Genomic DNA, 16,871 nt, shown 5'->3' with positions numbered 1-16,871 from the left:
AACATTATACATAAAGTGAGGGGAAACACATGGGAAAAACATTTATTTTCGGCCATAAAAATCCGGATACTGACACAATTTGCTCTGCACTTGTTTATGCAGACTTGAAAACAAAGCTAGGCTTTGACGTAGAAGCAGTCCGTCTTGGCGATCTAAACGGTGAAACAGAATATGCATTGAAACAGTTCAATACAGCAGCACCACGTTTAATCGAAAAAGCAGCAACGGAAGTCGAAACGGTTATTCTTGTCGATCATAACGAACGCCAGCAAAGTGTTGACGATATTGACGACGTGCGAGTGCTAGAAGTCATCGACCATCACCGTATCGCAAACTTTGAAACGGCTGATCCGTTGTATTATCGCGCTGAGCCGGTTGGCTGTACAACAACGATTTTAAATAAACTGTACAAAGAAAATGGTGTGGAAATTGAAAAAAATATCGCTGGCTTAATGCTATCTGCGATCATTTCCGATTCTCTTTTATTTAAATCACCGACTTGCACAGAAGAAGATGTAAAAGCAGCGAAAGAATTAGCTACAATTGCTGGTGTAAACGTAGACGAATATGGTCTTGATATGTTGAAAGCAGGCGCTGATTTAAGCGGCAAAACAGCTGCAGAGCTTATTTCAATTGATGCAAAAGTATTTCCAATGGGCAGCAAAAAGGTTGAGATTGCTCAGATTAATGCGATTGATCCAGCGGACGTGCTGGCCCTTAAAGCAGATCTGGAAGAAGCGGTGACAAATGCGATTAATGAAAAAACATTGGATTTATTCCTTGTCGTCATTACGGACATTTTAAACAGCGATTCGGTTGCGATTGCCATCGGGACGGAAGCATCTGCTGTTGAAGAAGCATACAGTGTGAAGCTCGATAACAATACGGCCCTTCTAAAGGGTGTTGTATCACGTAAAAAACAAATCGTTCCGGTTTTAACTGAAATTTTGCAGGTGAAATAAGCTCTTTATCTAACCCTTTCAAAAGAATCTTCTTTTCGGAAGGGTTTTTTATGGAAAGAAGAATATTTGCCTGGAAAATTAAGAACGCTTTCAATTGAGTCGCTTTTGTTTTATGTAAAAAATAGTTATAATAAAAGAAACAGAGTGTAGGAGCGTGGGTGCATGGATAATGAACCAATGACGGAACAGGAAAGTTTGCTTCAAAAAAAGCATCGAAGATTGACGTTCAGAAGGTTGATTAAGCGAATCCTATTTATTTTTATCGGTGCAGTTATGATGGCAGTTGGAATTGAAATTTTTCTTGTTCCAAATTCGATTATGGATGGTGGGATTGTAGGGATCTCTATTATTTTATCGAAATTGACAGGCGTGAAGCTTGGTCTGTATTTATTCCTATTAAATATTCCTTTCTTTTACCTCGGCTATAAGCAAATCGGAAAGACATTTGCGCTATCGACAGTTTTCGGTATCGCGATTTTATCGATTGCCTCCACTTTTTTCCATCCTATCCCGGCCTTTACAGAGGATATTTTATTGGCAGCAGTATTTGGCGGTCTGGCACTTGGAGCGGGTGTCGGCATTGTTATTCGTTATGGAGGATCGCTTGATGGGACAGAGATTCTGGCCATTTTAATTAATAAAAAACTGCCTTTTTCCGTAGGGGAAATTGTCATGTTTTTTAACATTTTTATTTTTACCTGGGGTGGATTCGTATTCGGATGGGACCGGGCGATGTATTCTGTTCTAGCCTATTTTATCGCATTTAAAACAATTGATGTTGTCATTCAAGGCCTTGATGAATCGAAATCAGTATGGATCATTAGCGATCAATACCAGGAAATTGGAGAAGCAATTATTGCCCGTCTTGGACGTGGTGTGACCTATTTGAACGGTGAAGGCGCATACACGGGTGATCATAAAAAAGTTATTTTTTGTGTGATCAACCGCCTTGAAGAAGCGAAACTAAAATCGATCGTAGAAGATATGGACGATAGTGCATTTCTCGCGGTAGGGGATATTGCAGAAGTGCGCGGGGGAAGATTTAAGAAAAGAAATATTCATTAAAGAGGAATATTCCAGATTGGGTCCATTAATACAAATAATGAAACGTTTAAATGTTTAAAGCGTATTCATTCACATACAGTATAAAAAAGGAGATGGGGCTTTATGTTTGGAAAAGTAGCAGCGGACATGCTCGGATTGAGCGATGTGGGAGCGGTGATTAAACCAGCGGATTACGATAAGGTAGATGCAGATGACTACATCATGCATGAAGATAATGAGAAGATTTATTTTCTCATTAAATCAAAAGCAGATGAGTATTGCTTCACGAATCTCGGTCTCGTTCACGTTGATGGTGCGAATGCTGTTAGCAAAAAGAGAATGCTACGCCGGTTCAACTATGTCACGAATCGCATCTCAAATGTCATGCTTGAGACAGCGGGTACGGTTGACCTTGATGTGGAAATTAAATTTACACTCGGCAATGAAACGTATTCAATCGACGTGCACAAAAAGCATCTGGAAGAATTAAAAGATTTGTATAAGGCATTATTGAAAATTGCTGAAATGCAGCATGAAAATGAGATGTATCTAGGCTATTCTCAGCAAAGTCTTAATATGTCAGCAAATAGCGTACAACATATTACGAAGACGCAAATTGATCTAGCGGGCGAATTTGAAAAAATAAATAATTATGCATTTAACTGGTTAGTGCAATCAAGTTCAAGATACCGTGTGAAAGACTTTGGGAAAGTGTTTGAAAAGTATATTAATAACTAAATAGGAATGCATTCACAAAAAAAGCGATGAACGCTCAACAGAGAGTTCATCGCTTTTTAATATTTGACTGTCAGAGATTCAAGTTCAGATTGTTTACATGGAACAACGGTATAACCCAGTTGTTCAACTTTACCGGTTATATTTTTAGAGCAGTCGGGGCCAACGACTAAAAAAGTACGGTCGCGCTGAACCTTTTCACGGATTGATGACAGCATATTGAAAAGAGCTGATGTCTTTTCTTCTGACAGTGTCTGTGTAAATGAAGACGTTGATTCTGTTACCGGGACGATCCACAGCTCACAAGCATTTTCCGTTTGGAGCAGCTGTTCAAAGACTTCTGCTTTTTCAAGCGGGGTTCTCATCGTGTCGTCGCGAAGTTCATATACTTCTTTATCCATCATCACATTCTCTAAAAACGGGCGGCTATCTTTCTGATCAAAAATTTTAATGTCCAATTTGGACGGTTCAAAATGCTTATTCATCTATTTCTCTCCTCTGCCTGTTAAACAGGTCTCTCTCTTTTTTTAATTCAGATACCCATTTACAGAGAAGAATAAACTTTTTTTATACGATCGTCAAAATTTCTTTTAAGCGGCTGATCGTATGGTGGGGGTTCGCTCCATCAATGATTTTGCCTTCACCGTGATTAATCCAGACAGACTCTATGCCGGCGCGTGTTGCACCAAGAATGTCCGTGCCTTGATTATCGCCAACCATAAGGGCGTCTTCCGCTTCGACATTCATTAGTTTCAGCGCATGATCAAAAATTGCTTTTTCCGGCTTGCCCAACCCGAAATGGCCCGAAATTAAAATATAATCAAAATAAGGGACAAGCTCCGGAGTCATCGTTAATTTTTCTAACTGAAGGGAAGGCGCTCCATTTGTTAATAAAAGAAGACGGTACCCTTTTTCACGGAGTTCATTAAGTACCGTGAACGTTTCTTCATAGACAAATGGTGATTCGCGGCGAACGGAACGGAAACGCTCACGTGCCCATTCGGCTTCAAAAGAAGGGATACCTGCTGCAGATAGACCATTTTTCCACGTTTTTAGCTGATAATCCGCAATGTTTTCACCCATATCACGGAAAGGACTATAATGAACGTCACCAAAATCACCCCATAGTCCTTCAAATGGGTTAATGCCAATAGAAACCGTCACTGGATAAAAAGAATACGTTTCATATTGTGCATGAGCAGCAGTACGGACATGCTGTTCAATCTCTCCAGCATCTTTTTCATATTTTTCGGCAATCTCACCGCACGTTACGTCAAATGCCGTTTGAATGCTTTTTTTATCGTTGAGAAGTGTGTCATCGAGGTCAAAGAATAGTACTTTTTTCAAAATGTTGTCTCCTTCATATATGCGTAGTCTAGGTGCTATTTCGACAAAAAGCGTAAAAATCCTCCTTTTTGACGCGGAAAAGATAAAAAAGGAGGCGGTGTATAATCGGGAACACGCTGGGTCGGAAGCCGAGCTATTTTTTCAGCCAGTTCTGTGTGCATCGCTAGTATATGTGCTTGCTGTTCTTCAAGTGCACAAAGGCGGTTGTCAATAACTGAAAAAAATGCGTTTTGTCCAATAAGATTTGCTGCTTGACCTGGGGGCAATTTTTCGGAAGAAGCGGTTTCGATCATGCGTCGGAGCGTTGCCAGCTCTTTTTCATCAAATAGCCGTGCATTGCATTTGCCTGTTTCAAATCGAAACCCTGCCGCTTCAAGAGCCATCACATATTTGCTAAGCGTCGACAGGCTGATCTCAAGCGCTGCTGCAACTTCTTTTGCACTGTACCTTCCAGCCAATGTTAGCCCTCCGTTTCCTAATGTTATCTTTAAACTCTTTCTTCGTCCGCTTGTATATTCCTTTCACTAATTTTAGCGAAAAAGCACACATGACGATGTTCTTTTCGTCAATTTTTGGGTATACCATGCTTAGGTGAAAAAGCATGAATTTAATAAAGTGAAACTTCATTCAGTGGGGGTTAGGTTCACAGGATGTGAATGATGCAGACGTTGTCACAGGACGTGACGATCTTAGTCTGCGTTTCCCGCTATCCCCACTTATCCTTCTTTTCTTTTCGAAGTCTTGAAACGGGGGGTCTTACTGCCCGTTACTACGGGATAAAGTGGTCTTACATAAAGCAATATAACATAAAAGCCATCTATGCCGAGTTGCCGAAATCAACCGATATTCTTTCATTTATAATGTCAACTGATCGAAAGATGATTCACTTGTGACGAAAGAAAATTTCGAACAAATGGAACAACGATTAAACGCTGAACTAGGCACCGGTCACTTTTCCCGTAATCGTAAATCGAAAAAACAGGGGGTCCCGCAGTGAAAAAAGCGATGATTATTGTGAATCCATCATCAGGAAAGGAACAAGCAAAGGAACACATTGATCAAATAAAGGAACGGATTGAAAAATTGGGATATAACGTTGATATACGTTTGACAGAAGGGAAAGGAGACGCGACATGCTTCGCAAAAGACGCGTGTGATTCAAAGTATGATGCCGTTGTTGCAATGGGCGGTGATGGGACGATGAATGAAACAGTCAATGGCCTTGCCGAACACCCACATCGTCCTAAGGTGGGTGTGATCCCTCTTGGAACAGTGAACGATTTTGCACGTGCCCTCAATGTGCCAATCGATCCGGTCGAAGCGATTGACGTGCTGGGCAACAAAACGAAATTGGCGGATATCGGTAAAATCAATGGCCGTTGTTTTTTGAATATTTTAGCACTAGGAGGCATTGCTGAAGCGACCGGTGAAGTCACATCTGAACAAAAAACATCAATGGGATCGCTTGCGTATATTATCGAAGGGTTAAAAACATTAAAGGACAAAACACCATTTACGGTTACAGTGGAAGCAGATAGCGGCACATATGAAGAAGAATCGCTTCTTTTTTTAGCAGCATTAACGAATTCGGTCGCTGGTTTTGAAAAGCTCGCACCTGATGCAAAAGTAGCCGATGGAAAGTTTCACTGCTTTATCGTGAAAGATGTGGCACTGCCCAAATTGCTTCGGATTGGAGCAAATTTATTAAAAGGAGACTTCCAAAAAGATCCAGATGTCATATACTTCACATCAAAAAAATTAAAAATCAATTCATCACTGAAGTTGAAAGCGAATGTGGACGGTGATATGGCGGATACTGTTCCGTTTAATTTACATGTGCTTCAAGGTCATTTGAATATTTTTACGCCTTAAAACAGATGGTCTGCTCGGTTTTGTAAATGACAATGGGTACAATTCCACTGTTTTCGTCTTTTTAATGCAGTATTGTTTAATATACTCAAAAAAATGAAACTATGGGATAATTTGTGCGTATGCATATGTGAGGTGAGAAACAAATGAGTTTTTTAAAGCGTCTGTTCAAAGGAGCAGATGAAAAAATTCCCGAAACGAAAGATCGTACACTTTTAAATATACGTGTAGGCGATTTTGTCACATATGATCTTGTTGATTATGAAGTGACCAGCAAGATTCATTACAATGACAGCGGTTATACGTGGGATGCGTACCAGTTGGCGGCAAACGGAAAAGCGCTTTGGCTCAGCGTTGAGCTTGATGATGAGATTGAGGTGGGGATGTATGAAACGATTCGTCTGCCGGGGCTTGAACCGGGTGCGCGAAAAGTGACGTATAACGGGTGCGCGTATTATTTAGAAGAGCAGGGAAAGGCATATGTAAAAGGTGAAGGCCGAAGTGAGAACGTCCATGGGAAAAATGTGGACTATTACGACTATGCGGACGACTCCGGAGAACATTATTTATCGGTTGAAGTGTGGGGCGGCGATGTGGAAGTTAGTTACGGATATGAAATTGAAGAATATGAAGTGACGATCTTGGCAGGAAGCTAAACGAATTGGAGGAGATAAAATGTTTCAATTTTTTAAGCGTGTACAGACATATGTAGGGTCAGAGCTAAATGCGGCACTTGAAAAAGCAGAAGATCCGATTAAAATGCTTGATCAATTTATGCGGGAAATGGCGGCAGATATTCGAGATGCGGAAACAGCTGTAGCGAAACAAATGGCGAATGAAAAAATGTTGAAAAAGAAATATGATGATGCAAACAGTATGGTGAAAAAGCGCCAGCAGCAAGCAATTGACGCTCTTGAAGCAGGCAATGAAGGTTTGGCACGCCGTGCGCTTGAGGATAAAAATATTCACGCTCAGCAGGCAGACTCCATGTATGCCGCGCATGAACAAGCAGCATCAGATGTCGCGAACCTGCGCAACAAATTGTCTGAAATGAAGCGTGAGTATGAGGAAATGCGCTTGAAAAAAGATTCGTTAAAAGCGCGTGCAGAATCTGCGAAAACGAGAACAAAAATGAACCGTGCAATGTCATCCGTTGGCGGTGATGAATCACGCCGCGGTTTTGAACGGATGGAAGAGAAAGTGATGCAGTATGAAGCAGAAGCAGAAACATCAGAAGATTTGCGTGCGGGGTCGCGTAGCCTTGATGATGAACTGGCTGCTTTGAAGAAAAACAGTGCCGTTGATGATGAACTGGCCGCACTTAAACAAAAGCTCGGAAAAGAATAAGGAACTGCGGCCCGTACAGCTGGGGGCCGTTTCTGTTCATTTGGAGTGTTTCAGTTATGATGAAAAAAGGATGGTTAACCGGAACGATCGCGTTTGTTGTATTTCTTGCTGCATGCGGATTGTCAGAGGCGGATGATTATATTGATGAAAATTATACGTTCATCGACGCCGTTCAAAACAGCACGAGTTCAAACGACCGTGCACTTGTATACCGGGTCAATAAAAGTGTCTCGGATACAGCAGCAGAGTTGATCGAAGTACAGAAACCAGAACAAATCGGTGAAGAAGTAGATGGCAGGCAAGTGCTCGTCTATGATGACGAGTTTATTATTTTAACAGAAGATCCAGACAATCCAGGATCGACACTTGTTGAAGTAGCAGAAGATGAGTTTGTCCGTACGCATTACAATCCCGGTTTCTTTTCCGGTATGCTGCTTGGCTCGTTTTTAAATGGCCGTTTCGGTTCAAATTGGGAGAGGAAGCAGTCGAACAAGTGCCGTCAACGTAACGATGATTGTTACTCAGGCGGTGGATACTACGGTTCGTTTTCATCTAGTACATACGGAAGAGGCTCTGTATTTCGAGGCGGCGGCCCAGGATCAGGCAAGTAATAGTATATTAAGAGAGGGGATTCGTTTGTGAACCCATTTTTGTTGACGTTTTTATATTATGCGATGGCCATTGCAGTTGTAGTAGTAGGTTTGGTGATTTTTGAACAAATAACGAGAAAGTATAAAGATTGGGATGAAATTAAAGGCCGCAATGCAGCGGTTGCGTTGTCGATTGGCGGAAAAATGATCGGTATATGCATCATTCTTACGTTTTCTATTATCCACAACGATACGATTTTAGAGACGGTATACTGGGGATTATTCGGAATGGTGCTTCAATTAGTAGCTTATGTTTTATTTGAACTATTCACAAGAAATTTTTCAGTGGAAGAGCAGTTGAAAGAGGGAAATCTAGCAGTAGGGATTGTCTCATTTTCTGTTTCCATTGGCCTGGCGTTTGTTATTGGCGCCTCGATCTCGTAAGGCGGTGCTCACATGACTGAACAGGAATCCATCCGGCAAAGCCGATCAATATATTACGCATCAGGTATCGTATCGATTTGCGGAATTATATTTGAAGTGCTGTTCGGTGCACTCGGTTCGTACATTTTAGGAGATGGAGTGAAGCAGTATACGCTCACCATCTCCCTTTTTTTGACTGGAATGGGCATCGGCGCTTATGTAAGTGAAAAAATGACGAATCATTTGATTGCATCGTTTATTTGGATTGAATACGGCATCGGCCTTGTTGGCGGTTTTTCAGCGATGCTGCTTTTTGGTGTAACGGCTTATTTGCCAGATGGGACTGATGCCCTTTTTTTATATAGCGTTACATTGTTTGTTGGAACATTGACTGGTGTGGAATTGCCAATTTTAATTCGGAAAGCAAGTGAAATTGGTGTTTCATTGCAAAAAAGCGCGGCGAAAGTACTGTTTTCTGATTATGCCGGCGGGTTAGTGGGCGGGCTGCTCTTTTTATTTTTACTCCGTCCATACTTTGGTTTAGTTAAAACATCGTTTCTCGTCGCTCTTATTAATGTGACAGTTGCACTTTGGATTGTCTTCCGTTTTAAAAAAGAATTGAAACGTTTCATGTTACATGCAGCATCAGGTGTTGTATTATTGCTTATTTTAATTGCAGGTGCCTTATTTGGAGAAGAAGCAGCTTTTCATTTTGAACAAAAATTGTATCATGATCCAATCGTGCTTTCCGAGCAGACAGCGTATCAGCAAATTATTTTGACGCGTGAGCAGGGGGATACACGTCTTTATTTAGACGGGCAATTACAGTTCAGCTCTTCAGATGAGCATCGATATCATGAACTACTTGTGCATCCAGTTATGTCCGCGGCTACGCGCCATAATGATGTACTTGTCCTGGGCGGTGGCGACGGGCTTGCCGTAAGGGAGTTGTTGAAATATGAAGATTTGGGAAAGGTAACACTCGTCGATCTTGATCCAGCAATGACAGAAAAGGCGAGAACGAATCACTTATTGACGGAACTAAATGAAGGTTCACTTGATGACAGTCGTGTAAAAGTAGTGAATGACGATGCCTTTCAGTTTCTTGAAGTAGCGGATCGTTTATATGATGTTATTATCGTCGATTTACCGGATCCAAATAATGAATCGCTCAATAAACTGTATACGCAGGAATTTTATTCACTTATCCGTAATCATTTGCAGCCAGATGGTGCTTCGATGATACAGGCGACAAGCCCTGTTTTTGCGCCGGAAGTATACTGGACGATTGATAAAACAATTCAAGAAACGGGGTTGAAAACGGAAAATTTACATGCTGATATTCCAAGCTTTGGCGGGTGGGGATTTATTTTAGCATCGCGTAAACCTGTACAGTTATCTCAACTGAGTATTATGGACGACACGCGATATTTAACGACGGATATGCTGCCAGGTCTAGCACAATTCGGCAAAGATGAGGATGCTCTTATAGAAGATGAGAACGGCCATCCTATGACGTTAAAACCGAATACATTAATACGTCCGAATTTAATTGAAGTCTATGAAAAATCGTGGCGTTATTATTGAAAAGAGCCGCCTCAGGCAGTGAGGCAGCTCTTTTTTTGACCAAATTAAAATCAAGGTTTTGTTATTCTGTCGCTGCGAGCAGCTGTTCATTTAAGGCTTTCAATTCTATTTCCATTGCTATCAACAATTCTTCTGCTTTTGTTGTGCCATGCCCAGTTGACTCTAATTTTTCAATATCACCTTGTACACGCATGTAATCCATTTTAAGTTCGGCAATTTTATATTCGATTTGTGATTTTTTCATCAGAATCCCGCCTTTAAGCTGTTTCTTTTATTTTACATGTGCAAAATAAAAAAGGCCACTGCAGTGAGCAGTGTACCCATGATTATTTTTAAAAATTAAGAAGATACAATGAACTCGATTGCGAGGTTAAGGAAAAATATCGTATGGACCGCCGCAAAAATAAGTCCTTGTTTATTTAAACGCTTTGTCAATACTCGATCCATATCAATCACTCCTTAAGTAGTTTGTAAAGATATCATACTACATGTTCACAGAAAATTCAAAACATATTTACATATTTGTCACAAAAAAATAAAAAGAAGCTAATTTACTTTTTTTTAAAGGATTGGAGAAAGCAATCTAGAAATAGATTCTTTAAACTTAATTATCAAAGGTCGCTGATGATATAATTCAGGTGTTAATTCATACGACACGAGCATGTCATCCATAAAATTTTTTGCCAATGCTTGACCGCTTTCATAATCATATATGAACGCATTCACTTCAAAATTTAATCGAAAGCTGCGCACATCGATGTTAGCTGTACCGACCGAACTTAACTGTTCATCTACGACAATCGTTTTTGCATGAATGAATCCATTATTATAAATGTAAATTTTTGCCCCGGCTTTCATAAGCTCACCCGCATATGAGTATGTTGCCCAGTACACAAACATATGATCAGGCTTATTTGGAATCATAATTTTCACATCAACCCCGGACAACGCTGCGATCCGAAGTGCATCTAAAATGCTTGCATCTGGAATAAAATAGGGGGTCTGAATGTAAATGGACTTTTTAGCTGTTGTAATAAGCTTAAAGTAACCGCTTTTAATTTGCTCCAATTCAGAGTCTGGGCCACTTGTGACCACCTGAAGTGCGACATTGCCTTTTGTTGTGGGCACAGGGAAAAGTCGTTCAGCATATATAAAATCATACTGTTTTGACGCCTGATTCCAGTCTAATATGAAGCGTGTCTGAAGCGAATGGACAGCGCTGCCTTTCACCCGCAAATGTGTATCACGCCAGTAGCCGAATGATGGATCTTTACCTAAATACTCGTTCCCGACATTGAATCCACCAATGTAGCCAATTTGCCCATCAATGACAACGATTTTTCGGTGATTACGATAGTTAAGGCGTAAATTAACATAAGGAATGGGCGACGGGAAGAATACTTCTACAACGCCTCCTGCTTCAATTAATTCTTTAAAATGATGCCGTCTTAACTTTCTGGAGCCCAAGTCATCAAAAAGCACACATACTTCAATACCTTCCCGTGCTTTTTCAGTTAAAATATGAATTAACTTTTTTCCAAGTTCATCAAAGCGGAAGATGTAATACTGAAGGTGTATATGGTCTTTTGCATGGCGTATATCCTCTATTAATGCTTCAAACTTAGCGTTACCGTCTATATAAATATCGACGCTGTTATCTTCAGATAAAACAGCGTCATTGTGGCTGAGCAGCATATACACCAGTTTTGCATTTTCCTGTGTATGTGGATTGGCAAAAGGAAAAACACTCCCTTTGATGGCTTGTTTTTGATGGTCAATCTGCTCTTCAATGCCGACTTTCTTTTTATCATCCCAATCAAAAAGTCGGCTTCTGCTTAAATTTTGTCCGAAGACGAGATAGAGAAAAAAGCCAAGAAAAGGCATGAAGAAGAGCACCATAAGCCATGCCCAAGTTGCGCTAGGGTCACGCCGTTCGAGGAAAATAATGACTACAGCGAATGTAACATTCAATGCGAATAAAATATAGGCAGCCCATGGCCAGATTGTAATATCGATTGTCACGTTTATCACCGACCTGTTTCAAATTGTTCTTGCTGTTTATTATACAGGAAAAAAATCAGAATAAACCGAATTGAAATGAGCGAAACGGGGAAAAAGAAGAATACATCTAAAAAAGTGAAACAATTTTTTATATAAAACGTATATACAAAAAAACATTAAAGGGTGGATAATGATGCAGAGTGCAGATAGGACTCGCGACATAGTTGATAAAATTGCCAGGCTTGGTGTAAAAGTAACAGCAACTAAATCCAGATTGGAGCTTTGGAAAGCATTACAGGGCAGTTGTGAAACGGCTAGGTGTGCAAAGATGGTCATGTCTTATCATATCGGATAAGAAAGGGCAATCGTTATGCGATTTGAAAAAGTCCGGAAATCGTTTCCGGACTTTTTCTCATGGGCGACGGCGCATTTTTTTCATGTACCAGACAATCGCAGCAATAAACAGTACGGCAAGGATTGCATATACAACGTTTGAATACACATCCATGTATTCAACGATTATATGCCATGAATCAGCAAATGTTGCACCAAGATTCACAAGGATTGTATTCCATATTAGCGTTCCGGCTGTCGTGAAGATTAAAAATAAAAAGAAGTTCATGTTCGACATCCCAGCTGGAATAGAGATTAAACTGCGGATAAGGGGAACCATTCGGCAAAGAAATACAGTCCATACACCATACTTATCAAACCACTTATCCGCACGATGAATATCTTTTTTTGAGACACGAAGAAAACGGCCATACCGGTCAATAATTTTCTCTAAATTTTCAACATCAATTAACAGGCCGAATCCGTATAATATAACGGCCCCAATAACTGATCCAGCTGTTGACGCGAAAATAACGCCAGTGACGGTCAAATCCGTTGAGCCGGTCATGACACCACCAAATGTTAAAATGACTTCAGACGGAATCGGTGGAAATAAATTTTCAAGGGCGATTAAAAAAAAGACACCCCATAATCCGTATTGCTCCATCATTGATATAATCCAATTTTCCATGGCCATTCCTTTCTCGAAAAAAGATTTGCGCTTAACGCCTAAGATGAAATTATAGCACTATGCAGTTTATCTTCACCATTAAAAAGACCCGCATTCAAAGCGGGATTAAAGATGATTCTTTGCCAAATATATTGACAAGGGTTGTTTCAAGTGAATGTTCTTTTTCGAAGCGGTACATGTCAATCCTTTTTTTCCATTTATTGCACTCGATTTCATTGTCAATAATCGCTGTAATTTGCTGTTCAACCGGTCTATCATTGGTTAATTCATAAATGAGCTGCCGTTTTTTTAAATAATCCGCATTAAATTCTTCCTGTCCAGGAAGAGTACCTGCAATAAAAACAGGCAGTTCTTTTTCAAGAACTTCACTGACGGTAATGCCTCCTGGTTTTGTAATAATGGCCGATGCCTCTTCATAATACCGGTTCATCTCTTCCCGGCTGTTCATATAAGGAAGTGCTTTAATACGTGGATGATCAAGAGATAAAATGAATTCACGTAGTTTTACATTATGACCACATAGGACGTTATACGTGTACGAAAGTGTATCGGCTTGCAAATTGTCCAGCAATTTTTCGAGGTGACCGAGCCCGCTGTTTCCACCGGCTATAAGAATAGAACGATGTTCGGAATGCACGTACTCTACTTCAAATGAAGGATGTACAGGAATGCCGGTTACAAAAATTCGATTCCCTGGCACATGGAATTTTGAAAGCCATTTTTTTGCTTCAAGGTGAGGAACAAAATGATAGTCGATGCCTTGTTTTCCCCATACATCACTGACGAAAAAGTCAGTATATACATTAATGACAGGTACATCCATTTTTCGCAGTTGTTTTAAATGATTTAACAGCTTTGACGGGTAACTGTGTGTACAAATAATATAATCTGGACATTCTTTTTCAATGATGCGAGCAAGGCGAAACTCAAAATATTTATCCCAGACGTGAATGGGCATCTGTTCATTTCGTTTACCCTCGGGTGTATAAATAAATGATTTATAAAACTTGCTGTACGATTCGGGTTTTTTGTTAATCCATTGCATGTACATTTTTGAAACAACTGTTTCGAGCGATTCATGACAATAGCTTAATAAATCTACCGTTTGAATTTGGGCGTCAGGTCGTATACAAGTAATGCGTTCAATAATAGCTTCTGCTGCTTTATGGTGACCCGAAGGCAAGCGGAATAAAGGAAGTACAATGATTTTCATATAGTTTTGACTCCTTTAACGGCTGGAATAGGATGACTTTCTCCACTTTACAATAAAACGGATCATAAAGACGATGAAAAAAAATGCACCAGCGATACTTAAATAGATCGGCTTAATTTGAATGTATGAACCTATTAGAAAACCGGCAGATATATATATCAATACCCACGTAAAAGAACCTAAAACGGAAAGAGCCATAAATACAGGTATGGAGAATTTTGTGATACCGGCGAAGTAAGGATTAAACTGGCGAATACCAGGGATGAAAAATCCGGCTAATAATGATTTTGATAAATTCCAGTGCATCATCGTTTTATGAAGCCGCTTTTTCGTTACGCCCAAATATTTACCATACCGGTCAAGGAGCGGCTGTCCGACCATTCGTCCGAGCGTGTAGCTAATAAGCATGCCAGTAAAGGCTCCAGATGTTAAAATAGCAACAGCATAAGCAAAGGAAATGGAACCGTTTTTCGCGAGCATACCGATATAGACAAGCAAACTTTCTTCCGGTGCAGGAATGCCTACAATGCCGAATAGGCCGGATAAAAACAAGATGGCGTATCCGTATTTTGATAAATAAGTAATGATTAATGATTCCATTTAAGCCCTCTGTTTGTTGAACAAATTGGTAACTGTAACAAATTCGTATTGTCTGGAATCTTCATCGGATAAAAATAGGTGAAGTGATTCGATCATCATACGCGGGGCCATTTTATAGGCACCGAGTGTGTTTCCGCTGTCATGTAATGTAATAATAGCGCCGTTTGACCGGGCATTGCGTAATTTATCTGCTAGTCTTCGGGTAGTCATGTTTTTTTTCCAGTCACCCGGTATGGATGTCCACATAATCGTCTCAAACCTTTTTGCTTTGGACAATGTTACTGGATTGAAATGTCCCCAAGGTGGTCTGTACAATGTAACACGTTCTCCGGTAATAGCAGATACTCTTTCTGCCGCGCGAACGAGCTGATGATTCATAGCGGAAGGTGACAGCAGCCAGTTGGATATGTGCCGGTCATTATGAATACCGATGTCGTGTCCTTCTTTCTGTATACGACGTATCAAATCTGGGTGACGTTCTGCTTTTTCCCCAACAATGAAAAACGTCGCTTGTACATTGTATTTCTGTAATGTCTCAAGTAGAAGAGGTGTGTAAACTGGATCCGGACCATCATCAAATGTCAGCGCGATTTGTTTCCGGTCATATCCACGTTTTTTCACATGTGTTGAGCATGTTCGTGCCGCTGCAGTTGGAATAATCGTCCACGCGGCAGCTAGCAGAAGAGCTGTTTGTACAATGATTTTCATAAAAACCCCCAGTCTTATAAAGTGAAACTTCATACAGTGGGGTTAGGTTCACAGGATGTGAATCATGCAGACGTTGTCACAGGACGTGACGACCTTAGTCTGCGTTCCTCGCTATCCCCGACTGAATAAACAGGAACTCAGGTAAAGAGCGCCGCGTCCTGCGGCAATACGTGAGTGACCGGCTTCGACCGGCCCGAACCAATCCGGCTTTTACGGGCAGTTGATCCCCTGCTTATCCCTTTTCTTTTCGACGTCTTGAATCGGGGGTCTTACTGCCCGTTAATGCGAGATAAAGTAAAGTCCTGTCTTATAGTCAATTTCCCAATATAGAAAAAATAAAACCCGCTGAAAAGCGGGTTTTAAGCATTATTGGGTGCAGCTATAGACATAGCAGAAGGATCCATAGATGATTCTTCTATTCGTTTAACAGCTGTCACCGGCTTGATTTCGAGCTGACGGATTTGATGATCTTCCATTTCTAAAACAGTGAATAAAAATCCGCTATATTCGATCGTTTGGCCGCATTGAATATCGAAGTTTTCTGTCAGTATCCAGCCGCCAATTGTATCAACATCATCATCATTCATGTCAATGCCCAGCAGTTGTGCTGTTTCAGATACAGATAGCTTGCTGCTAGCAATGTAATGATGATCCCCTATTATCTGAATGACAGGTGGTAAGGCAATATCAAATTCATCGTGAAGCTCGCCAACAATGACTTTGACAATATCTTTAGCCGTGACGAGCCCTGCAGTGCCGCCATATTCATTAATTAAAATGGCCATCTGCATACGTTCTGCTTGCATTTTTGCGAGCAGAACGTGAACAGGGATAGAATCGATGACACGAATGACAGGACGGATAAAATGTTTAATGCTCTTTGTCCCCACTGTAGGATCAGATACGTATTCTGCGATGACTTCTTTAAAATTTACAAAGCCGATGACTCGGTCTTTATCACCATCAATAACCGGGTAACGTGTAAATTTTGTTTCCCGGAACAAGCTAATGCATTCTTTGACAGTCTCATCTTTTGGCATATAGGCCATTTCTGTGCGAGGTACCATAACTTCTGTCGCACTTCTGTCACCTAATATAGAGAGAGTATTGTCATTATGTTCACCGCTTATTTCAGCGAGCAAAGCTGAGGAGCGCCCTGTCGAGGGGGGGTCTCCAGTTTCATTTTTTTCTCTTCTTTTCATAAACCGGATGGCTGTAAACGATAGTGCTAAAAGGATAACAGCGATAAATGAAATCCATATGTCCAATCAGATTTCTTCTCCCGCATGGTGCGAAAGAAGAAGTCACCTCCTATAAAATATGATGATCAAATTTGAAAAATCAGCAGAATATAATGCAATGTTTACCGTTAATGTCCCATTTGATCACCCTCCTTCATCCGAATCATTCTTCATTATCTC

20 protein-coding genes are annotated in these 16,871 nt (G+C 40.6%); 10 read left to right on the top strand and 10 right to left on the bottom strand.

Annotated features, from left to right (window positions below):
• Positions 1–29: 29 nt before the first annotated feature.
• The 3 genes from BLL40_RS09760 (at position 30) to BLL40_RS09750 (ending at position 2,744) form a co-directional block, all read left to right on the top strand.
• Positions 30–962 (top strand): manganese-dependent inorganic pyrophosphatase, encoded by a 933-nt coding sequence (locus tag BLL40_RS09760; protein ID WP_073711719.1) that lies wholly within the window; start codon positions 30–32, stop codon positions 960–962.
• 177 nt (positions 963–1,139) lie between these two features.
• A complete protein-coding gene (locus BLL40_RS09755) occupies positions 1,140–2,027 on the top strand; it encodes a YitT family protein (RefSeq protein ID WP_073711767.1) in 888 nt (295 codons plus the stop codon).
• A gap of 102 nt (positions 2,028–2,129) precedes the next feature.
• On the top strand, positions 2,130–2,744 hold the full coding sequence (locus BLL40_RS09750; protein ID WP_073711718.1) for a PH domain-containing protein: 615 nt from the start codon (positions 2,130–2,132) through the stop codon (positions 2,742–2,744).
• A 56-nt stretch (positions 2,745–2,800) separates the two neighbouring features.
• Here the strand turns inward: BLL40_RS09750 and BLL40_RS09745 are convergent, their stop codons facing one another.
• From BLL40_RS09745 to BLL40_RS09735, 3 genes are all read right to left on the bottom strand, one after another.
• A complete protein-coding gene (locus BLL40_RS09745; RefSeq protein ID WP_073711717.1) occupies positions 2,801–3,226 on the bottom strand; it encodes a hypothetical protein in 426 nt (141 codons plus the stop codon).
• 82 nt (positions 3,227–3,308) lie between these two features.
• Complete coding sequence (locus tag BLL40_RS09740) at positions 3,309–4,088, bottom strand: HAD family hydrolase (RefSeq protein WP_073711716.1); 780 nt, start codon at positions 4,086–4,088, stop codon at positions 3,309–3,311.
• 35 nt (positions 4,089–4,123) lie between these two features.
• The gene (locus BLL40_RS09735; protein WP_073711715.1) at positions 4,124–4,546 is read right to left on the bottom strand and encodes a MerR family transcriptional regulator; all 423 of its coding nucleotides are present in this window, start codon (positions 4,544–4,546) and stop codon (positions 4,124–4,126) included.
• Positions 4,547–5,081: 535 nt separating this feature from the next.
• On the opposite strand from BLL40_RS09735, the gene BLL40_RS09730 reads away from it, so the two are divergent.
• The 6 genes from BLL40_RS09730 to BLL40_RS09705 all read left to right on the top strand — a co-directional run bounded on the left by BLL40_RS09730 (position 5,082) and on the right by BLL40_RS09705 (position 9,904).
• Positions 5,082–5,960: a YegS/Rv2252/BmrU family lipid kinase gene (locus BLL40_RS09730; RefSeq protein ID WP_073711714.1), complete on the top strand. Its 879-nt coding sequence runs from the start codon at positions 5,082–5,084 to the stop codon at positions 5,958–5,960.
• A 143-nt stretch (positions 5,961–6,103) separates the two neighbouring features.
• Complete coding sequence (locus tag BLL40_RS09725) at positions 6,104–6,613, top strand: DUF4178 domain-containing protein (protein WP_073711713.1); 510 nt, start codon at positions 6,104–6,106, stop codon at positions 6,611–6,613.
• Between the two features lie 19 nt (positions 6,614–6,632).
• Entirely contained in the window at positions 6,633–7,304 is a 672-nt protein-coding gene (locus tag BLL40_RS09720; RefSeq protein ID WP_073711712.1) for a PspA/IM30 family protein, read from the top strand.
• Between the two features lie 56 nt (positions 7,305–7,360).
• The gene (locus tag BLL40_RS09715; RefSeq protein ID WP_073711711.1) at positions 7,361–7,915 is read left to right on the top strand and encodes a DUF4247 domain-containing protein; all 555 of its coding nucleotides are present in this window, start codon (positions 7,361–7,363) and stop codon (positions 7,913–7,915) included.
• A gap of 27 nt (positions 7,916–7,942) precedes the next feature.
• Positions 7,943–8,338, top strand: coding sequence for a DUF350 domain-containing protein (locus BLL40_RS09710; RefSeq protein WP_073711710.1), 396 nt, complete (start codon positions 7,943–7,945; stop codon positions 8,336–8,338).
• Between the two features lie 12 nt (positions 8,339–8,350).
• Positions 8,351–9,904, top strand: a complete 1,554-nt coding sequence (locus BLL40_RS09705; RefSeq protein ID WP_073711709.1) for a polyamine aminopropyltransferase — start codon at positions 8,351–8,353, stop codon at positions 9,902–9,904.
• Between the two features lie 61 nt (positions 9,905–9,965).
• Here the strand turns inward: BLL40_RS09705 and BLL40_RS09700 are convergent, their stop codons facing one another.
• Together BLL40_RS09700 and cls are read right to left on the bottom strand one after the other, a co-directional pair.
• The gene (locus tag BLL40_RS09700; protein WP_073711708.1) at positions 9,966–10,148 is read right to left on the bottom strand and encodes an SE1832 family protein; all 183 of its coding nucleotides are present in this window, start codon (positions 10,146–10,148) and stop codon (positions 9,966–9,968) included.
• Positions 10,149–10,465: 317 nt separating this feature from the next.
• The gene (gene cls / locus BLL40_RS09695; protein ID WP_083566475.1) at positions 10,466–11,926 is read right to left on the bottom strand and encodes a cardiolipin synthase; all 1,461 of its coding nucleotides are present in this window, start codon (positions 11,924–11,926) and stop codon (positions 10,466–10,468) included.
• A 169-nt stretch (positions 11,927–12,095) separates the two neighbouring features.
• On the opposite strand from cls, the gene BLL40_RS18030 reads away from it, so the two are divergent.
• Positions 12,096–12,260, top strand: coding sequence for an Lmo0850 family protein (locus tag BLL40_RS18030; protein ID WP_342743120.1), 165 nt, complete (start codon positions 12,096–12,098; stop codon positions 12,258–12,260).
• A gap of 57 nt (positions 12,261–12,317) precedes the next feature.
• Here BLL40_RS18030 and BLL40_RS09690 read toward each other — a convergent pair whose 3' ends face one another.
• The 5 genes from BLL40_RS09690 to BLL40_RS09670 all read right to left on the bottom strand — a co-directional run bounded on the left by BLL40_RS09690 (position 12,318) and on the right by BLL40_RS09670 (position 16,718).
• The gene (locus BLL40_RS09690) at positions 12,318–12,929 is read right to left on the bottom strand and encodes a DedA family protein (RefSeq protein WP_073711707.1); all 612 of its coding nucleotides are present in this window, start codon (positions 12,927–12,929) and stop codon (positions 12,318–12,320) included.
• Between the two features lie 94 nt (positions 12,930–13,023).
• A complete protein-coding gene (locus BLL40_RS09685; RefSeq protein WP_073711706.1) occupies positions 13,024–14,142 on the bottom strand; it encodes an MGDG synthase family glycosyltransferase in 1,119 nt (372 codons plus the stop codon).
• Between the two features lie 15 nt (positions 14,143–14,157).
• The gene (locus tag BLL40_RS09680; protein ID WP_073711705.1) at positions 14,158–14,742 is read right to left on the bottom strand and encodes a DedA family protein; all 585 of its coding nucleotides are present in this window, start codon (positions 14,740–14,742) and stop codon (positions 14,158–14,160) included.
• On the bottom strand, positions 14,743–15,450 hold the full coding sequence (locus BLL40_RS09675; protein ID WP_159434217.1) for a polysaccharide deacetylase family protein: 708 nt from the start codon (positions 15,448–15,450) through the stop codon (positions 14,743–14,745). It abuts the gene before it with no gap.
• Positions 15,451–15,809: 359 nt separating this feature from the next.
• Positions 15,810–16,718: a hemolysin family protein gene (locus tag BLL40_RS09670; protein WP_073711704.1), complete on the bottom strand. Its 909-nt coding sequence runs from the start codon at positions 16,716–16,718 to the stop codon at positions 15,810–15,812.
• Positions 16,719–16,871: the final 153 nt, after the last annotated feature.

Source organism: Domibacillus mangrovi, assembly GCF_001906925.1.
Lineage (GTDB): Bacteria > Bacillota > Bacilli > Bacillales > Domibacillaceae > Domibacillus > Domibacillus mangrovi.
Note: the sequence above shows the minus strand (reverse complement) of the source record. Positions and strands in the feature narration are given on the sequence as shown.